17 protein-coding genes and 1 tRNA gene are annotated in these 16,062 nt (G+C 68.1%); 11 read left to right on the top strand and 7 right to left on the bottom strand.

Translation table 11 applies throughout. The features are described from left to right. Window positions 1–58 precede the first annotated feature (58 nt). From copC to CFB39_RS13960, 4 genes are all read left to right on the top strand, one after another. The gene (gene copC, locus CFB39_RS13975; RefSeq protein ID WP_089473415.1) at window positions 59–433 is read left to right on the top strand and encodes a copper homeostasis periplasmic binding protein CopC; all 375 of its coding nucleotides are present in this window, start codon (window positions 59–61) and stop codon (window positions 431–433) included. A 63-nt stretch (window positions 434–496) separates the two neighbouring features. Then, complete coding sequence (locus tag CFB39_RS13970) at window positions 497–997, top strand: DinB family protein (protein WP_089473414.1); 501 nt, start codon at window positions 497–499, stop codon at window positions 995–997. Between the two features lie 191 nt (window positions 998–1,188). Further along, window positions 1,189–1,962: an SDR family oxidoreductase gene (locus CFB39_RS13965; protein ID WP_039368119.1), complete on the top strand. Its 774-nt coding sequence runs from the start codon at window positions 1,189–1,191 to the stop codon at window positions 1,960–1,962. A 166-nt stretch (window positions 1,963–2,128) separates the two neighbouring features. Then, the gene (locus CFB39_RS13960) at window positions 2,129–3,058 is read left to right on the top strand and encodes a LysR family transcriptional regulator (RefSeq protein WP_089473413.1); all 930 of its coding nucleotides are present in this window, start codon (window positions 2,129–2,131) and stop codon (window positions 3,056–3,058) included. Between the two features lie 40 nt (window positions 3,059–3,098). Here CFB39_RS13960 and CFB39_RS13955 read toward each other — a convergent pair whose 3' ends face one another. Continuing rightward, window positions 3,099–3,995 carry a LysR family transcriptional regulator gene (locus CFB39_RS13955; protein WP_089473412.1) on the bottom strand — a complete coding sequence of 299 codons (897 nt, stop codon included), beginning with the start codon at window positions 3,993–3,995 and terminating at the stop codon, window positions 3,099–3,101. Between the two features lie 106 nt (window positions 3,996–4,101). Between CFB39_RS13955 and CFB39_RS13950 the strand changes: the two genes are divergently transcribed. Further along, window positions 4,102–4,992, top strand: coding sequence for an alpha/beta fold hydrolase (locus CFB39_RS13950; RefSeq protein ID WP_089473411.1), 891 nt, complete (start codon window positions 4,102–4,104; stop codon window positions 4,990–4,992). A gap of 30 nt (window positions 4,993–5,022) precedes the next feature. On the opposite strand, the gene CFB39_RS13945 is transcribed toward CFB39_RS13950, so the two are convergent. Both CFB39_RS13945 and CFB39_RS13940 read right to left on the bottom strand, forming a co-directional pair. Then, a complete protein-coding gene (locus CFB39_RS13945) occupies window positions 5,023–5,922 on the bottom strand; it encodes an SDR family oxidoreductase (RefSeq protein WP_089473410.1) in 900 nt (299 codons plus the stop codon). A gap of 40 nt (window positions 5,923–5,962) precedes the next feature. Next, window positions 5,963–6,700, bottom strand: a complete 738-nt coding sequence (locus tag CFB39_RS13940) for an SDR family oxidoreductase (RefSeq protein ID WP_089473409.1) — start codon at window positions 6,698–6,700, stop codon at window positions 5,963–5,965. Between the two features lie 117 nt (window positions 6,701–6,817). Here CFB39_RS13940 and CFB39_RS13935 point away from each other — a divergent pair, with 117 nt between their 5' ends. Beyond that, window positions 6,818–7,720: a LysR family transcriptional regulator gene (locus CFB39_RS13935; RefSeq protein ID WP_089473408.1), complete on the top strand. Its 903-nt coding sequence runs from the start codon at window positions 6,818–6,820 to the stop codon at window positions 7,718–7,720. A 44-nt stretch (window positions 7,721–7,764) separates the two neighbouring features. On the opposite strand, the gene CFB39_RS40210 is transcribed toward CFB39_RS13935, so the two are convergent. The 4 genes from CFB39_RS40210 to CFB39_RS13920 all read right to left on the bottom strand — a co-directional run bounded on the left by CFB39_RS40210 (window position 7,765) and on the right by CFB39_RS13920 (window position 10,424). Then, window positions 7,765–7,932 carry a hypothetical protein gene (locus tag CFB39_RS40210; protein WP_179257679.1) on the bottom strand — a complete coding sequence of 56 codons (168 nt, stop codon included), beginning with the start codon at window positions 7,930–7,932 and terminating at the stop codon, window positions 7,765–7,767. A gap of 147 nt (window positions 7,933–8,079) precedes the next feature. After that, window positions 8,080–8,164: transfer RNA gene (locus tag CFB39_RS13930), tRNA-Leu, on the bottom strand. 96 nt (window positions 8,165–8,260) lie between these two features. Then, window positions 8,261–9,418 carry an ABC transporter substrate-binding protein gene (locus tag CFB39_RS13925; protein ID WP_089473407.1) on the bottom strand — a complete coding sequence of 386 codons (1,158 nt, stop codon included), beginning with the start codon at window positions 9,416–9,418 and terminating at the stop codon, window positions 8,261–8,263. 64 nt (window positions 9,419–9,482) lie between these two features. Beyond that, entirely contained in the window at window positions 9,483–10,424 is a 942-nt protein-coding gene (locus tag CFB39_RS13920; RefSeq protein WP_046544612.1) for a CysB family HTH-type transcriptional regulator, read from the bottom strand. 216 nt (window positions 10,425–10,640) lie between these two features. Between CFB39_RS13920 and CFB39_RS13915 the strand changes: the two genes are divergently transcribed. The 5 genes from CFB39_RS13915 (at window position 10,641) to CFB39_RS13895 (ending at window position 16,030) form a co-directional block, all read left to right on the top strand. Continuing rightward, window positions 10,641–12,320, top strand: coding sequence for a nitrite/sulfite reductase (locus tag CFB39_RS13915; RefSeq protein ID WP_089473406.1), 1,680 nt, complete (start codon window positions 10,641–10,643; stop codon window positions 12,318–12,320). Window positions 12,321–12,345: 25 nt separating this feature from the next. Beyond that, window positions 12,346–12,903: a DUF934 domain-containing protein gene (locus tag CFB39_RS13910; protein WP_089473405.1), complete on the top strand. Its 558-nt coding sequence runs from the start codon at window positions 12,346–12,348 to the stop codon at window positions 12,901–12,903. Then, window positions 12,900–13,652 carry a phosphoadenylyl-sulfate reductase gene (locus CFB39_RS13905; RefSeq protein ID WP_089473404.1) on the top strand — a complete coding sequence of 251 codons (753 nt, stop codon included), beginning with the start codon at window positions 12,900–12,902 and terminating at the stop codon, window positions 13,650–13,652. Before CFB39_RS13910 ends, CFB39_RS13905 begins: the two co-directional genes overlap by 4 nt. A gap of 76 nt (window positions 13,653–13,728) precedes the next feature. After that, a complete protein-coding gene (gene cysD, locus CFB39_RS13900) occupies window positions 13,729–14,691 on the top strand; it encodes a sulfate adenylyltransferase subunit CysD (protein WP_034192618.1) in 963 nt (320 codons plus the stop codon). Window positions 14,692–14,713: 22 nt separating this feature from the next. Next, window positions 14,714–16,030 carry a sulfate adenylyltransferase subunit 1 gene (locus CFB39_RS13895; protein WP_089473403.1) on the top strand — a complete coding sequence of 439 codons (1,317 nt, stop codon included), beginning with the start codon at window positions 14,714–14,716 and terminating at the stop codon, window positions 16,028–16,030. The last annotated feature ends 32 nt before the right edge of the window (window positions 16,031–16,062 follow it).

Below are 16,062 nucleotides of genomic sequence, written 5' to 3'. Positions count from 1 at the left end.
GTAAGCTGCCGGTACGCCGCGCGGGGCGCGGCGCCCGTTCATTCTTCACGGAAAGTCCATGCCTTTTGCTTCGTTCCCGTTCGGCCGCCACGCCGCGGCCGTCATCGTCGCCGCGACCGTCTCGTCGGCCGCGTTCGCGCACGCGCACCTCGCGAAGAGCGATCCGGCGGCGGGCGCGGCGGTGGCTGCCGCACCGGCCGCCGTCACGATCGACTTCACCGAGCCGCTGGAACCCGCGTTCAGCTCGATCGTCGTCGTCGATGGCGATGGCAAGACGGTGTCGGATGGCCGTGCGCGCATCGACGCGTCGAACCGCAAGCGGATGTCGGTGCCGCTCACGGCGGTCGGCGCCGGCGCCTATACGGTGAAATGGGTGGCCGTCGCGACCGACGGGCACCGCACGCAGGGCGCGTACGGCTTCAGCGTGAAGTGACGCAACGGCGACGGCAGGCCCGTGCCAGGGCTGCCGCCGCCCCTATCCGACAGGGAGTCCCGCATGAATCCGACGACGCTCGACGCACTCGCCGATTTCCCCCGTCAGCTCGAAGCCCATTTCGCGGCCGTCCCCGACGGCTACGCGCGCTGGACGCCCGACGACTGGGCCGGGATGCCGAGCGAGCATTTTTCGCCGCTCGGGCAGCTCTGCCACGTGCGCGACATCGAGATCGACGGCTATCACGTGCGGCTGCGGCGGATGCTCGACGAGGACCGGCCGCTGCTCGTGTCGATCGACGGCGACGCGCTCGCGATCGAGCGCCGCTACAACGATGCGTATGCGTCCGACGTGCTCGCGGCGATCCGCGAAGCGCGGCGCGAGACGCTGGACCTCGTGTCGCGCCTCACGCCCGAACAGTTCGCGCGCACCGGGGAATTCGACGGCTACGGGGCGCTGACCGTGCGCGGGCTCGTCCACTACCTGTGCAGCCACGACCAGCAGCACCTGGCCGGCATGCAGTGGCTGCTCGGCAAGATCGACGCGACGCTGTACGCGCGCTGAGCCGGCGCCGGCCTCGGCATCGGCGCCCATCAATCGAGGGCGGATCCGGCGCGGTTGTCGGTGCGGCAGGCTGCACTGCCGCGCTTCGATTGGATCGTTTTTCTGGATAATCCATCCAGCGTTGCCCGGCTGACCGGCGCGTCGCGCGTGCCTACACTCCAAGCTTCGTTCAACGAGAAAGGGAGTCAACCGTGGCAACTCATACGCTCGCAGACAAGGTCGTCCTGATCGCAGGCGGCGCAAAGAATCTCGGCGGCCTGATCGCGCGGGATCTGGCGAGCCACGGTGCGAAGGCCGTGGCGATTCACTACAACAGCGCCGCGTCGCAGGCGCAGGCCGAGGAGACGGCCGCCGCGGTGCGTGCGGCCGGCGCGGAAGCGGCTACGTTCCAGGGCGACCTGACGACGGCCGCCGCGGTCGAGAAGCTGTTCGACGACGCGAAGCAGCGCTTCGGCAAGATCGACATCGCGATCAACACGGTCGGCAAGGTGCTGAAGAAGCCGTTCACCGAGATCAGCGAGGCCGAGTACGACGAGATGTTCGCGGTCAACAGCAAGTCGGCGTTCTTCTTCATCAAGGAAGCAGGGCGGCACCTCGAGGATCACGGCAAGCTCGTCACGCTCGTGACGTCGCTGCTCGGCGCGTTCACGCCGTTCTATGCGGCGTACGAAGGGTCGAAGGCGCCGGTCGAGCATTTCACGCGCGCGGCGTCGAAGGAGTACGGCGCGCGCGGGATCTCGGTGACGGCCGTCGGGCCGGGCCCGATGGACACGCCGTTCTTCTACCCGGCCGAGGGCGCCGATGCGGTCGCGTATCACAAGACGGCGGCCGCGCTGTCGCCGTTCAGCAAGACGGGCCTGACCGACATCGAGGACGTCGTGCCGTTCATCCGCCATCTCGTCACCGACGGCTGGTGGATCACGGGCCAGACGATCCTGATCAACGGCGGCTACACGACCAAGTAACCGGCCCGGCAACGGGCCGCGCGGCGCACCGCAATGGCGCGTTTGCGTGGACAATGGACGGGCGCGCGGCCTCGCGGCTGCGTGCCCGTTTTCTCTGTGCCGCCGGACCCGGCCGCGATGCGTGACGGCTGGCGGCGGCGTTCGTCCGAACCTACGTTCCCTGCCGATGGACAAGCTGGATCAGGTCAGAATCTTCCTGCAGGTTGCCGAGATGGGCAGCTTCATCAAGGCCGCGCATGCGCTCGACGTGCCGCGCGCGACCGTGTCGGCGGCCGTCCAGCAACTGGAAGCGGGGCTCGGCACGCGCCTCTTGCACCGCACGACACGCCAGGTGCAACTGACCGCCGACGGCGCGCTGCTGCTCGAACGCGGCCGGCGCCTGCTCGCGGAGGCCGACGAACTCGACCGCCTGTTCCGCCGCCGCGACCGCGACGTGATCGGCCGGCTGAACGTCGACGTGCCGAGCCGGATCGCGCGCCGCATGGTGGCGCCCGCGCTGCCGTCGCTGTTTCACCGTTATCCGAAGCTGCAACTGTCGCTCGGCTCGACCGATCGTTCGATCGACCTGGTGCAGGAGGGCGTCGACTGCGCGATCCGCGTCGGGCGGCTTGCCGACAGCAGCCTCGTCGTGCGGCCGCTCGGACAGTTCACGCTGATCAACTGCGCGAGCCCCGACTACCTGCGCGAATGCGGCGTGCCCGAGCATCCGGATGCGCTCGCGCACGGACACTGGGCGATCGGCTATGCGTCGCCGACGACCGGGCGCGAACTCGACTGGGAATACTGCGCGGACGGCCAGCGGCACACGCTCATGCTGCCGAGCCGGGTGATCGTCAACAATGCCGAAACCTATATCGCCAGCTGCATCGCCGGGATGGGGCTGATCCAGATTCCGCGCTTCGACGTCCAGCATCTGCTCGACAGCGGCGCACTCGTCGACGTGATGCCCGGCCACCGCGCCGCACCGATGGACGTGTCGGCCGTGTACCCGCACCGGCGCCATCGTTCGCGCCGGCTCAATGCCTTCATCGAATGGTTCGGGGAACTGATGGCGAGCGCGCTGACGCATGGCGGGGAGGGGGCGGAGGGCGACTGACCGGCACGGCCGGATCGCGTCACGTGCCGTCGTGCCTGTTTCAGCCGGGCAGCGCCGCGAACTGCCGGCTGCGCCCGGTTTCCCGCACCGCGTCGATCAACGCGGCGCCGGCGCCGTCCGGTTTCGCCGCGAACGCGTAGAAACGCGCGGCCGGCAGCGCCGGCAGGCCGTCCTGCGGGCCGCATTCGCGCAGGCCGTCGCGCAGCTGGCTGCGCGCCAGCGCGGTGACCGCGAAGCCCGCGAGCGCGGCCGACACGCAGCCGGCCATGCTGCTGCTCTCGAACAGCACGCGAAACGGCCGCAACGCAGCGGCGAGCGCCGCGACGGCGGCTTCGCGATAGACGCATGGCTGCGGAAACAGCGCGAGCGGCACGTCGCCGCCGGCGTCGAGCGTGCGATCCGACGCGAACGCCCACACGAGCGGTTCTTCCCACAGCAGTTCGCCCGGCGTGTCGACCTGCCGGCACTGCTTGCCGAACACGACGTCGAGCCGGCCGAGCGTCTGCTCGCGCAGCAGCGACGCGGTGATCCCGACCTTCAGCTCGATCGACGTGCGCGGGTGGCGGTCGCGGAACGTGCGCAGCACGTGCGGCAGCCACGCACCCGCAAAATCCTCCGATGCGCCGACCCGCAGCGGGCCGTGCGCCGGCGCGCCGCGCAGCCTTGCGCGCACTTCGCGCTCCATGTCGACGATGTTGCGTGCGTACGCGTACAGCGTGTCGCCGGCCGGCGTGAGCGCGATGCGACGGGTGGTGCGCGCGAGCAGCACCGTGCCGGCCGCCTGTTCGAGCCGCTTGATGTGGCCGCTGACGGCGGACGGCGTCAGCGCGAGCCGTTCCGCGGCCGGCGCGAACCCGCGGCTGTCGACGACTTCGAGGAAGGTGCGCAGCAGCGTGATGTCGAGCGTGGTCGACGCGGGATCGGTCAGCGGTTCCATGGATCAATTCAACGCGATACTCGAAGAATTAACGATGATACTCCGTGAATCGTGATGAAAGGCCGGCCTACCATCGTGCACTCGGATCCACCCAACGGAGTGCACGATGACGACCTATGCGCATGCGACGACCGCGTCGCTCGACGTTGCCTATCTCGAATGGAACCCGCGCGGCGAGCGCGTGGCCGTGCTGCTGCACGGCTGGCCGGACAGCCCGGTCGGCTGGGACGCGGTGGCGGCAAGGCTCGCCACGCACGGCTACCGCGTGCTCGCGCCCGCGCTGCGCGGATTTGCGCCGACCCGCTTTCGCGACGCATCCGTGGCGCGCAGCGGCCAGCTCGCGGCGCTCGGGCGCGACTTGCTCGACTTCGTCGATGCGCTCGGCATCGAGCGGCCCGTGCTGGTCGGGCACGACTGGGGCGCGCGGGCGGCCGCGAACGCGTGCGGGCTGCGCGATGGCGCCGCATCGCATCTCGTGATGCTGTCGGTCGGGTACGGCACCAACGACCCGGGGCAGCCGCTGTCGCTGCAGCAGGCGCGCAACTACTGGTATCACTGGTTCATGGCGACGCCGCGCGGCGAGCAGGCGTTGCGCGACGATCGCCGCGCGTTTGCCCGCCTGATGTGGGACACGTGGTCGCCGCCGGGCTGGTATCGCGACAGCGATTTCGACGCGGCCGCCGCCGCGTTCGACGGGCCCGACTGGATCGACGTCGTGCTGCATTCGTACCGGCATCGATGGGGATTCGCACCGGGCACGCCGGCCTATGCCGACGACGATGCGCGGCTGAATCCCGCGCCGGTGCTGGCACTGCCGACGCTCGTGCTGCACGGCGGCGCGGATACCTGCAATCATCCGGACAGCTCGGCCGGGCGCGAGCGGTTCTTTGCGGGGCGCTACGCGCGGCAGGTGCTGGACGGTGTCGGCCACTTTCCGCAGCGCGAGGCGCCGGCGGCAATCGCCGACGCGATCCTCGGGTTCTGCGAGCCGGGCTGAGGCGCGCCGGCGTGACCGGCGCACGGTGGATCAGCCGCCGACGCGGGCCGCGAGCAGGTCGGCGAGGCCGATGTTCCTGAACATCTCGCGGCGAATCCGGTCGCCGACGCGGAACACCTCTTCCGCGCCGTCCTGAGACGGATCGACGAACACGCGGTACGGGCGCTTGCCGGTCGGGGCGGCGACGATGTCGGCAATCGCCGTCGCGACGGTGCCCGCATCGGCGTCCGCCGGTTCGAGCGCGGCGAGGCCTTGAAGCGCCTGTTCGGCGACGCCGGCATAGGGGCCGTCGACGTAGGCGGCCTGAATGGCCGCATCGGCCGGCTTGCCTGCGTGGGCGAAGTGATTCGTGCCCTGGGTGAACGCGCCCGGCACGACGATCGACGTCTCGATCCCCCAGCGGGCCAGTTCGGCCGCATAGGACACCGCGAGCGAATCCATCGCGGCTTTCGCGGCGAAGTAGGGCGCGAGGAACGGCGGCGTACCGCCGCGCGCGGACGACGACGACACCCAGACGAGCAGGCCGCGCCCCTGGCGCCGCAGGTGCGGCAGCGCCGCGCGGTTGACGCGCTGGGTCGACACGACGTTGATGTCGTAGAGCTCGCCGATCTGCTCGGGCGTGAACGCTTCGGCCGGGCCGAACACCATGTGGCCGGCGTTGTGGACGATGACGTCGAGGCGGCCGTTGTCCGCGATCACGCGATCGATGGCGGCAGCGACGGACGCGTCGTCGCCGACGTCGAGCTCGACGGTGCGCAGGTCGACGCCGTGTTCCCGCGCGTAGGCGGCGATGGCGGCGACGCGCGGCGCGTTGCGGCTGGTGCTTTCGCGCATCGACGCGTAGACGGTATGGCCGGCGCGGGCGAGCGCCTGGGCCGTCAGCAGGCCGAAGCCGCTGGACGCGCCCGTGACGAGAATGACTTCCTTCATGATCGATCTCCGGTAAGCGGTGGGCGTGGCGGGCGGCCGGTCAGCACATGCCGCCGTTGGCACGCAGCACCTGGCCGTTGACCCACGCGCCGTCGGGGCCGGCGAGGAACGCGACGACGCTGGCAATGTCGGCGGGCTGGCCGAGCCGCTCCAGCGGGTTCATCTTCGCCATCCGGTCGACGAGTTCGGCGCTCTTGCCCTGCAGGAACAGCTCGGTCGCCACCGGCCCGGGCGCGACGGCGTTCACGCTGATGCCGCGGCCGCGCATCTCCTGCGCGAGCACCTGCGTCATGCCCTCGACGGCGGCCTTGGTCGCGATGTACACGCCGTAGGTCGGCAGGCGCATGCCGATCACGCTCGAGGTCAGGTTGACGATGCGCCCGCCGTCGCGCACGCGCTTCGCCGCCTCGCGGCTGACGTTGAACGCGCCCTTCAGGTTGATCGCGACGGTCTGGTCGAACGCAGCGTCGTCGAACTCGGCGAGGGGCGCGAGCTTCATCACGCCCGCGCTGTTGACCACGACGTCGATCCGGCCGAATGCCTGCTCGGCCGTGTCGAACAGCGCGACCACCGCGGCCGGATCGGCGACGTCCGCCTGCACCGCGACGGCCGTGCCGCCGCCGGCGGCGATCGCGTCGACCACGTCCTGCGCGGGGCCGGCGCCGCCCGCATAGTTCACGACGACCCTGAAACCGTCGCGGGCGAGGCGGCGGGCGATCTCCGCACCGATGCCGCGCGACGAGCCCGTGACGAGGGCGACCTGTTCCGATGTGCTCATGTCCTGCTCCTTGATTCGTGAGTGCCGTGCGTTCCGGCGACAGGACTAATGTAGGCTCCCTCGATCAATAAAAATAATGAATAATGATCAGATCAAGAATGACTGAAAGTACGTCTCATGGCATTCGACAGCAGGCTTTTGAGCGGGATCGGCGTGCTCTCGGCGGTGATCGAGGCCGGCACCTTCGCGCGCGCCGGCGAGGCGATGGGGTTGACGCAGCCGGCGGTGAGCCGTGCCGTCGCCCGGCTGGAGGAGCGCGTCGGCATCCGGATCTTCAACCGCACGGCCCGTGCGATCACGCTGACCGACGAAGGGCGGCGTTTCTATGAAGCGGTCGCGCCGCTGCTGGCCGGCATCGAGGACGCGGCGATCGACGCCGGCCAGTCGAAGGCGCGTGTCAGTGGGCGGCTGCGCGTCAACGTCGACGCGACTTTCGGCCACTACGTGCTGGCGCCGAAGATGGCCGAGTTTCTCGACCGCTTTCCCGACCTGTCCGTCGAGATCAGCGTGCGCGACCGGATGGGTGACCTCGTCGCCGACGGGTTCGACGTGGCGGTGCGGTTCGGCATTCCGGAACCATCGTCATACCGCGCGCGGCTGCTGCTGGAAACGCGCGTGCTCACCTGCGCGTCGGCGGCCTATGTCGCGCGCCACGGCGAACCGCGGCACCCGCGGGATCTCGCGAGCGGGCATCGCTGCGTGCTGATCCGCGATCCGGTGACGGGGCGGCCATTCGAATGGGAATTCCATCGCGGCAAGGAGGTGGTGCCGTTCGATGCCGCCGGCCGGCTGATGGTCAACGACACGGGCATGCTGCTCGGCGCGTGCCTGGGCGGCGCGGGGATTGCCCAGCTGCTGGAACTCTATGCGCGCGACATCCTTGCCGACGGGCGGCTGGTGCTGCTGCTGCCGGAATGGGCGGACGAGACGTTTCCGCTCTACGCGTATCACCACGCGTCCAACCTCGTTTCCGCGAAGGTGCGCTTGTTTCTCGACTTCGTGCGGGCGTTGATGGTTTGAGCCTGAGCTCGGCTCGACGTGCCGACGGCGGCCCTCCCGTCCATTCATTCGGTGCGATGCGGAATGCTGTCCGGGAACGGGTAGGGCGCGTGCGGGCCCGGCCAGTCAGGCACCGGCGGCGCGGTCAGTACATCGCAGCCGGCCAGCATGAGCGACAGCACCGCGGCGAGCGCGCGGCGGCAGAGCGGAGATGAAATCGGGCGCATGAACATGGCGTGCCTCCGTGCCGCGCATCCTCATGCCGCTTGGACTGTTGCGCGGGGCGCGCGTTGCGGCGCCGGCGGCAAAAACAAAAAACCCGCGAAGCGGCGAGCTTGCGCGGGTTTCGGGAGGCGCAGCGCTTCACGCTGCGAGAATGCTGGTGCCCAGGGCCGGAATCGAACCGGCACGCCTTGCGGCGGGGGATTTTGAGTCCCCTGCGTCTACCAATTTCACCACCTGGGCTTGATCCTGGCCGCGCATGCGATGGTGCGCGGCGAAACGCGGATTATGTCCGAAATCCAGCCGCTGGGCAAGCTGCCCGGTTGCGGGCCGCCCAAGTCACTGACTGAGGTAGACGAACCGGCCCTGCTTGACGATCCCCATCACGCTCGCGCGCTGGTCGAGTCCCACATGATCCTTGTCGCTCGTGTTGACGACACCGTTCGGCACGACGAGCTCGTGCGCATGTTCCAGCTCGCGCCGCAGCGCCGCGCGGAACGCGGGCGTGCCGGGCTGCGCGGCCTTCAGCGCGCGGCCGACCGCGTCGGCGAGGCGCGGGTAGACGCCCGCCGCGTCGCCCGCGAACTGCGTGACCGTGCCGGCACCGTACTTCGCTTCGTACGCGTCGACGAACGCGAGCGCGGCCTTGCGGGCCGGATGATCGGCAGGCAGCGTGCGCGCGACGACCACCGGCTGGGTCGGGAACAGCGTCCCGTCGACATCCTTGCCGCCCAGCTTGATGAATTCCGGTGTCGCGATCCCGTGGGTCTGGTAGACCGGGCCCTGGTAGCCGCGCTCGATCAGCGTGCGCTGCGGCAGCACGGCCGGCGTGCCCGAGCCCGCGATCAGGATCGCGTCGGGTTTCGCCGCGATCAGCTTCAATGCCTGGCCCGTGACGCTCGCGTCGGTGCGGTTGAAGCGCTCGGTCGCGATGACGCGGATCTTGCGCAGGTCCGCGAAGCGCGTGAACTCGTTCAGCCAGCTGTCACCGTAGCTGTCGGCGAAGCCGATGAAGCCGACCGTCTTCACGCCGTGGTTCGCCATATGGCGCGTCATCACGTCGGCCATCGCGCGGTCGCTCTGCGCCATCTTGAACGCCCAGGTCCGCGCGCCTTCCTGCGGCTCGACGATCGCGCCGGAGCCGACCAGCGTGATCATCGGCGTCTGTCCGGCGGCCACCGCATCGAGGGCCGCGAGCGCGGCCGGCGTGATGTTCGGCCCGACCACCACGTCGACGTGATCCTCGTCGACCAGCTTGCGGATGTTGCGCACCGCGGTGCCCGGGTCGGATGCATCGTCGAGCACGGTCACCTGCACGGGTTGCCCGGCGATCGTCTTCGGCCACATCAGGATCGCGTTCTTGCTCGTGATGCCGATCGCGGCGGCCGGGCCGGTCGAGGACAGGTCGACGCCGACCTTCAGGTCGGCATGCGCGGCGGCGCTGGCCAGTACGAGAGCGGCGCCGGCAGCGCGGCGCAACAGGGCGGGAAGCGTCATGCGGAATTCTCCGTCGGACAGCAAAAAAGGGCGCGATGTGCGCCCCCGTGGTTATACACGCCGCTCAGAGTTCGTACGATTCGGATTCGCCCTTGAGCGCCTGCTCGATCAGCTTGCGGTTCAGCGTCGGCGACAGCAGTTCGACCAGCGTATACACATAGCTGCGCAGGTAGGCGCCCTGCTTGAGCGCGACGCGCGTCACGTTGCTGCCGAACAGGTGGCCGACCGGGATCAGCCGCAGGCTGCGGTCACGCTCGGGATTGAACGCGATGTCGGCCATGATGCCGACGCCGAGGCCGAGCTCGACGTAGGTCTTGATCACGTCGGCGTCGATCGCCTCGAGCACGATGTCCGGCGACAGCCCGCGCAGCGCGAACGCATGGTTGATCTTCTTGCGGCCCGCGAACGCATCGTCGTACGTGATCAGCGGGTACTGCGCGAGATCGTCGAGCGTGACCGGCTTGCGTTCGAGCAGCGGGTGGTCGGCCGGCACGACGGCCGCGTGGTGCCACTGGAAGCAGGGCAGCGACACGAGTTCCTTGTAGTCGGAGATCGCCTCGGTGGCGATCGCGAGATCGGCCTGGTCGTGGATCACCATCTCGGCCACCTGCGTCGGACTGCCCTGCAGGATCGACAGGTGCACCTTCGGGAAGCGCTTCTTGAACTCGGCGATCGCGGCCGGCAGCGAGTAGCGGGCCTGCGTGTGGGTCGCGGCGATGGTCAGGTTGCCCTGATCCTGGGCCGCATAATCTTTTCCGACCCTTTTAAGGCTTTCAACCTCCTGGAGAATCCGCTCGACCGACGCGAGGATGATCCGGCCCGGCTCGGTGAGCGAGCGCACGCGCTTGCCGTGCCGCGTGAAGATCTCCACGCCCAGTTCGTCCTCGAGCTCGATGATCGCCTTCGATACCCCCGGTTGCGACGTGTAGAGCGCCTTGGCGGCCTCGGTGAGATTGAAATTCTGCCGGACGGCCTCGCGCACGAAGCGAAATTGGTGCAGGTTCATTTATAACCCTTCCGCATATCAACAGAATTTTTTAGTCGTTTGAAATATAAGGCGAGTTTATTACGATTCACCGGAGTTTTTCAAATATGGATATCTGTTTTCGTCATTAGCAATCCAGCCGGGCAGCGGAAGGCCGGCGATAGCGGCGGAACGGAGATTCGGGCGCGACGTGGCTAGGACGTCGCGCGGTCACCACGAAAACCCTGGGGTCCCCGAATGTATCAGTACGACCAATACGACCAGACGATCGTCGACGAGCGTGTCGCGCAGTACCGCGATCAGGTGCGCCGCCGGCTGTCGGGCGAGTTGAGCGAAGAAGAGTTCCGTCCGCTGCGCCTGCAGAACGGCCTGTACATGCAGCGCCACGCGTACATGCACCGCATCGCGATTCCGTACGGCAACCTGCGCAGCGATCAGCTCCGGATGCTGGCGCGCATCGCCCGCGAACACGACCGCGGCTACGGTCACTTCTCGACCCGCTCGAACATCCAGTTCAACTGGATCAAGCTGGAAGAAACGCCCGAGATCCTCGCGAAGCTCGCGTCGGTGCAGATGCATGGCATCCAGACGTCGGGCAACTGCATCCGCAACATCACGGCCGACCAGTTCGCCGGTGTCGCGCAGGACGAAGAGATCGATCCGCGTCCGTGGTCGGAAATCCTGCGCCAGTGGTCGACGTTCCATCCCGAATTCGCATGGCTGCCGCGCAAGTTCAAGATCGCGGTGTCGGGCTCGAAGGACGACCGTGCAGCCGTGCAGATCCACGACCTCGGCGTGTACCTGAAGAAGAACGCGCAGGGCGAAGTGGTCGCGAGCATCCTCGCGGGCGGCGGCCTCGGCCGTACGCCGATCATCGGCGCGGTGATCAAGGAAGACCTGCCGTGGCAGCACCTGCTCACCTATTGCGAAGCTGTGCTGCGCGTGTACAACCGTTACGGCCGCCGCGACAACCTGTACAAGGCGCGCATCAAGATCCTCGTGAAGGCGCTGTCGCCCGCGAAGTTCGCGCAGCAGGTCGAGGAAGAGTGGCAGCACCTGAAGGACGGCCCGTCGACGCTCACGCAGGCGGAAGTCGACCGCGTGTCGCAGTACTTCCAGCCGCCCATCTACGAGAAGCTGGCCGACACCGACGCGTCGTTCGAACAGCACCTGCTCGAGAACAAGGCGTTCGCGCGCTGGGTCGAGCGTAACGTTGCCCCGCACAAGGTGGCCGGCTATGCCGCCGTCACGCTGTCGCTGAAGGATCACCGTGTCGCGCCGGGTGACGCGACCGACCAGCAGATGGATCTGGTGGCCGACTGGGCCGACGCTTACTCGTTCGGCGAGCTGCGCGTGTCGCACGAGCAGAACCTGATTCTCGCGAACGTGAAGAAGCGCGACCTGTTCGCCCTGTGGGAAAAGGCGAAGGCAGCCGGTTTCGCGACGCCGAACATCGGCCTGCTGACCGACATCATCGCGTGCCCGGGCGGCGACTTCTGCTCGCTCGCGAACGCGAAGTCGATCCCGATCGCGCTGGCGATCCAGCAGCGTTTCGACGATCTCGACTATGTGTACGACCTCGGCGACCTGTCGCTGAACATTTCCGGTTGCATGAACTCGTGCGGTCACCATCACGTCGGCAACATCGGCATCCTCGGCGTCGACAAGGACGGCGCCGAGTGGTACCAGGTGTCGCTCGGCGGCGAGCAGGGCACGGGCCGGAACGGCGCGCGCCTCGGCCGCGTGATCGGGCCGTCGTTCTCGGCGGAGGAAGTGCCCGGCGTGATCGCGAAGCTGATCGACACGTTCGTCGAATCGCGCATCGACGGCGAGCGCTTCGTCGACACGTACGATCGCATCGGCATCACGCCGTTCAAGGAGCGCGTGTATGCGGCGCGCCAGGCAGTGAACGCGTAACCAACCGGGTAGAAGGAATTAGCAGATGGCTTCGATTATCAAGAACCGCGCAGTGATCGACGATGCATGGCAGGTCGTGCGCGCGGCGGAAGACGGTGCACTGCCCGCGGTCGACGCGTTGCCGGCCGGCAAGGTGCTGGTGCCGTTCGCATTGTGGCAGGCCGAGCGCGCGGCGCTCGTTGCCGCGAAGACGAAGGACGAGCTCGGCGTGTGGCTCGCACCGGACAGCGAGCCGGCCGATCTCGTGGCCGATTTCGGCGCGATTTCGCTGATCGCGGTCGACTTCCCGCGCTTCGCGGACGGCCGCGGCTACAGCATCGCGCGCCTGCTGCGCGAGCGCCACGGCTGGACGGGCGAGCTGCGCGCGATCGGCGACGTGCTGCGCGACCAGCTGCTGTACATGTCGCGTTGCGGCTTCGATGCGTACGCGGTGCGCGCCGACAAGGACATCCACGACGCGCTGAATGCGTTCACGGAATTCACGCAGCGTTACCAGGGCGCGTTCGACCAGCCCGAACCGCTGTTCCGCCGCCGCGGCGCGTCGGCAGACGTAGCGACGCCCGACGCGAAGGTGGGCGCATGAGCACCGCGACCGCCACCGCGCTGACGCCGGAACTCGCCGCGAAGGTCGAGCGCCTCGACGCGCTGCTCGCGCAGATCGGGGCCCGTCACGAGAAGGTGAAGTTCGCGAGCAGCCTCGCGGCGGAAGACATGCTGCTGACGCATGCGATCCTGTCGAAGGGCGTGCGGATCGGCATCTTCTCGCTGAACACGGGCCGCCTGCACGCGGAAACGCTCGGCATGATCGACCGCGTGCGCGAGCGCTACGGCTACGAGATCGAGCAGTTCCATCCGCAGCAGGACGCGGTCGACCAGTACGTCGCCGAGCACGGCCTGAACGCGTTCTACGAGAGTGTCGAGCTGCGCAAGTCGTGCTGCCACATCCGCAAGGTCGAGCCGCTGAATCGTGCGCTCGCGGACGTCGGCGCATGGGTCACGGGCCAGCGCCGCGAGCAGTCGGTCACGCGTGCCGAACTGCATGAGGAAGAGCAGGACGAAGCGCGCGGGATCGCGAAGTACAACCCGCTCGCCGACTGGACGGAAAGCGACGTGTGGGCGTACCTTAAGGCGTTTGACGTGCCGGTCAACCCGCTGCATGCGCGCGGCTACCCGAGCATCGGCTGCGAGCCGTGTACGCGGGCGATCCGTCCCGGCGAAGACAGCCGCGCGGGCCGCTGGTGGTGGGAGTCGCGCGATACGAAGGAATGCGGCTTGCACATCACGACGATCACGCCGATTCCCGCGGACGCCGTTGCCGGCGCCACGCACTGAAAGCCTGACAAGAAACTGAATATTGCGCCGCCTGCGACAGCGGGCGGCACGAACCCAGAAGAGAAGGACTGAAATCATGAGCACGACGCTCGAGCAATCCGCCTTTGCCCCGCCCGCCGGTGCCGACAACCGCATGGGCCACCTCGACTGGCTCGAAGCCGAGTCGATCCACATCCTGCGCGAACTGGTCGCCGAATGCAGCAAGCCGGCGCTGTTGTTCTCGGGCGGCAAGGATTCGGTCGTCGTGCTGCATCTGGCACTGAAGGCATTCGGCCTCGGCGCGAACCGCAAGACGACGCTGCCGTTCCCGCTCGTGCACATCGATACGGGCCACAACTACGAAGAAGTGATCGACTTCCGCGATCGCCGCGCGCAAGAACTCGGCGCCGAGCTGGTCGTCGGCCACGTCGAGGATTCGATCAAGCGCGGCACGGTCGTGCTGCGCCGCGAAACCGATTCGCGCAATGCCGCGCAGGCCGTCACGCTGCTCGAGACGATCGAGCAGCATGGCTACACGGCGCTGATCGGCGGCGCGCGCCGCGACGAAGAGAAGGCGCGTGCGAAGGAACGCATCTTCTCGTTCCGCGACGAATTCGGCCAGTGGGATCCGAAGGCGCAGCGCCCGGAACTGTGGAGCCTGTACAACGCCCGCCTGCACAAGGGCGAGCACCTGCGCGTGTTCCCGATCTCGAACTGGACCGAGCTCGACGTGTGGCAGTACATCGCGCGCGAGAACCTCGAACTGCCGTCGATCTATTACGCGCACCAGCGCGAGATCGTGCGCCGCAACGGGCTGCTCGTGCCCGTCACGCCGCTCACGCCGATGCGTGACGGCGAGACGAGCGAGCTCGCGCAGGTGCGCTTCCGCACGGTCGGCGACATCTCCTGCACGTGCCCGGTCGAGAGCGACGCGGACGACGTCGAGAAGATCATCGCCGAGACGGCGGTGACCGAGATCACCGAGCGCGGCGCGACCCGGATGGACGACCAGGCCTCCGAAGCCGCGATGGAACAGCGCAAGAAGCAAGGTTATTTCTGAAGCACACGAGGACATTCACATCATGAGCATCATCGAGAACACCGAAGACCTCGGCGTGCTGCGCTTCATTACCGCAGGCAGCGTAGACGACGGCAAGAGCACGCTGATCGGCCGCCTGCTGTACGACAGCAAGGCCGTGCTGTCCGACCAGCTGTCCGCGCTGTCGCGTGCGAAGAACAAGCGCACGGTCGGCGACGAGCTCGACCTCGCGCTGCTGACCGACGGCCTCGAAGCCGAGCGCGAACAGGGCATCACGATCGACGTCGCGTACCGCTACTTCGCGACCGCGAAGCGCAAGTTCATCATCGCCGATACGCCGGGCCACGAGCAGTACACGCGCAACATGGTGACGGGCGCATCGACCGCGCACGCGGCGATCGTGTTGATCGACGCGACGCGCATCACGGTCGAGAACGGTGTCGTGCAACTCCTGCCGCAGACCAAGCGCCACAGCGCGATCGTCAAGCTGCTCGGGCTGCAGCACGTGATCGTCGCGATCAACAAGATGGACCTCGTCGACTACAGCGAAGCACGCTTCAACGAGATCCGCGACGCATACGTCGCGCTCGCGAAGCAGCTCGGCCTGAACGACGTGCGCTTCGTGCCGGTGTCGGCGCTGAAGGGCGACAACATCGTCGGCGCGAGCGAGCGCATGCCGTGGTACGCGGGCGAACCGCTGCTCGACGTGCTCGAATCGCTGCCGGTCGAGACGCAGGCGCATGACGCGCTGCGCTTCCCGGTGCAATGGGTCGCGCGCCAGGACGGCAGCTCGGCCGACGACTTCCGCGGCTACATGGGCCGGATCGAGTCGGGCGAAGTGAAGGTCGGCGACGAGATCGTCGTGCTGCCGTCGAACCGCACGGCGACGATCGCCGAGATCGTCGCGCCGGTGCCGGGCGGCACCGCGTCCGTGCCGCACGCGTTCGCGGGCCAGACCGTGACGATCCGCCTCGCGGAAGACGTCGACGTGTCGCGCGGCGACATGTTCGTCACGTCCGGCGAGCCGGTCGAGCCGGCGAAGAAGCTCGAAGCCGATCTGTGCTGGTTCGACGAGACGCCGCTGTCGCCGCAGCGCAAGTACCTGCTGAAGCAGACCACCAGCACGGTGTTCGCGAAGATCGGCGGCGTCAAGCAGGTGCTCGACGTGCACACGCTGTCGCACGCGACCGACCGTCACGATCTGAAGATGAACGACATCGGCCGCGTCGCGCTGACGCTGCAGAAGCCGATCGTGTGCGACACGTACGACGCGCATCCGGGTACCGGTGCGTTCGTGCTGATCGACGAGGCGACGCATCACACGGTCGCCGCAGGGATGATCCGGGCGTTCTCGGCATGACCGGGCAACCGCGCCGCTTCGCGGCGGCGCGG

Source organism: Burkholderia sp. AU6039, assembly GCF_002223365.1.
In the GTDB taxonomy this organism is placed as follows: Bacteria; Pseudomonadota; Gammaproteobacteria; order Burkholderiales; family Burkholderiaceae; genus Burkholderia.
This window is presented reverse-complemented; position numbering and strand designations above follow the sequence as displayed.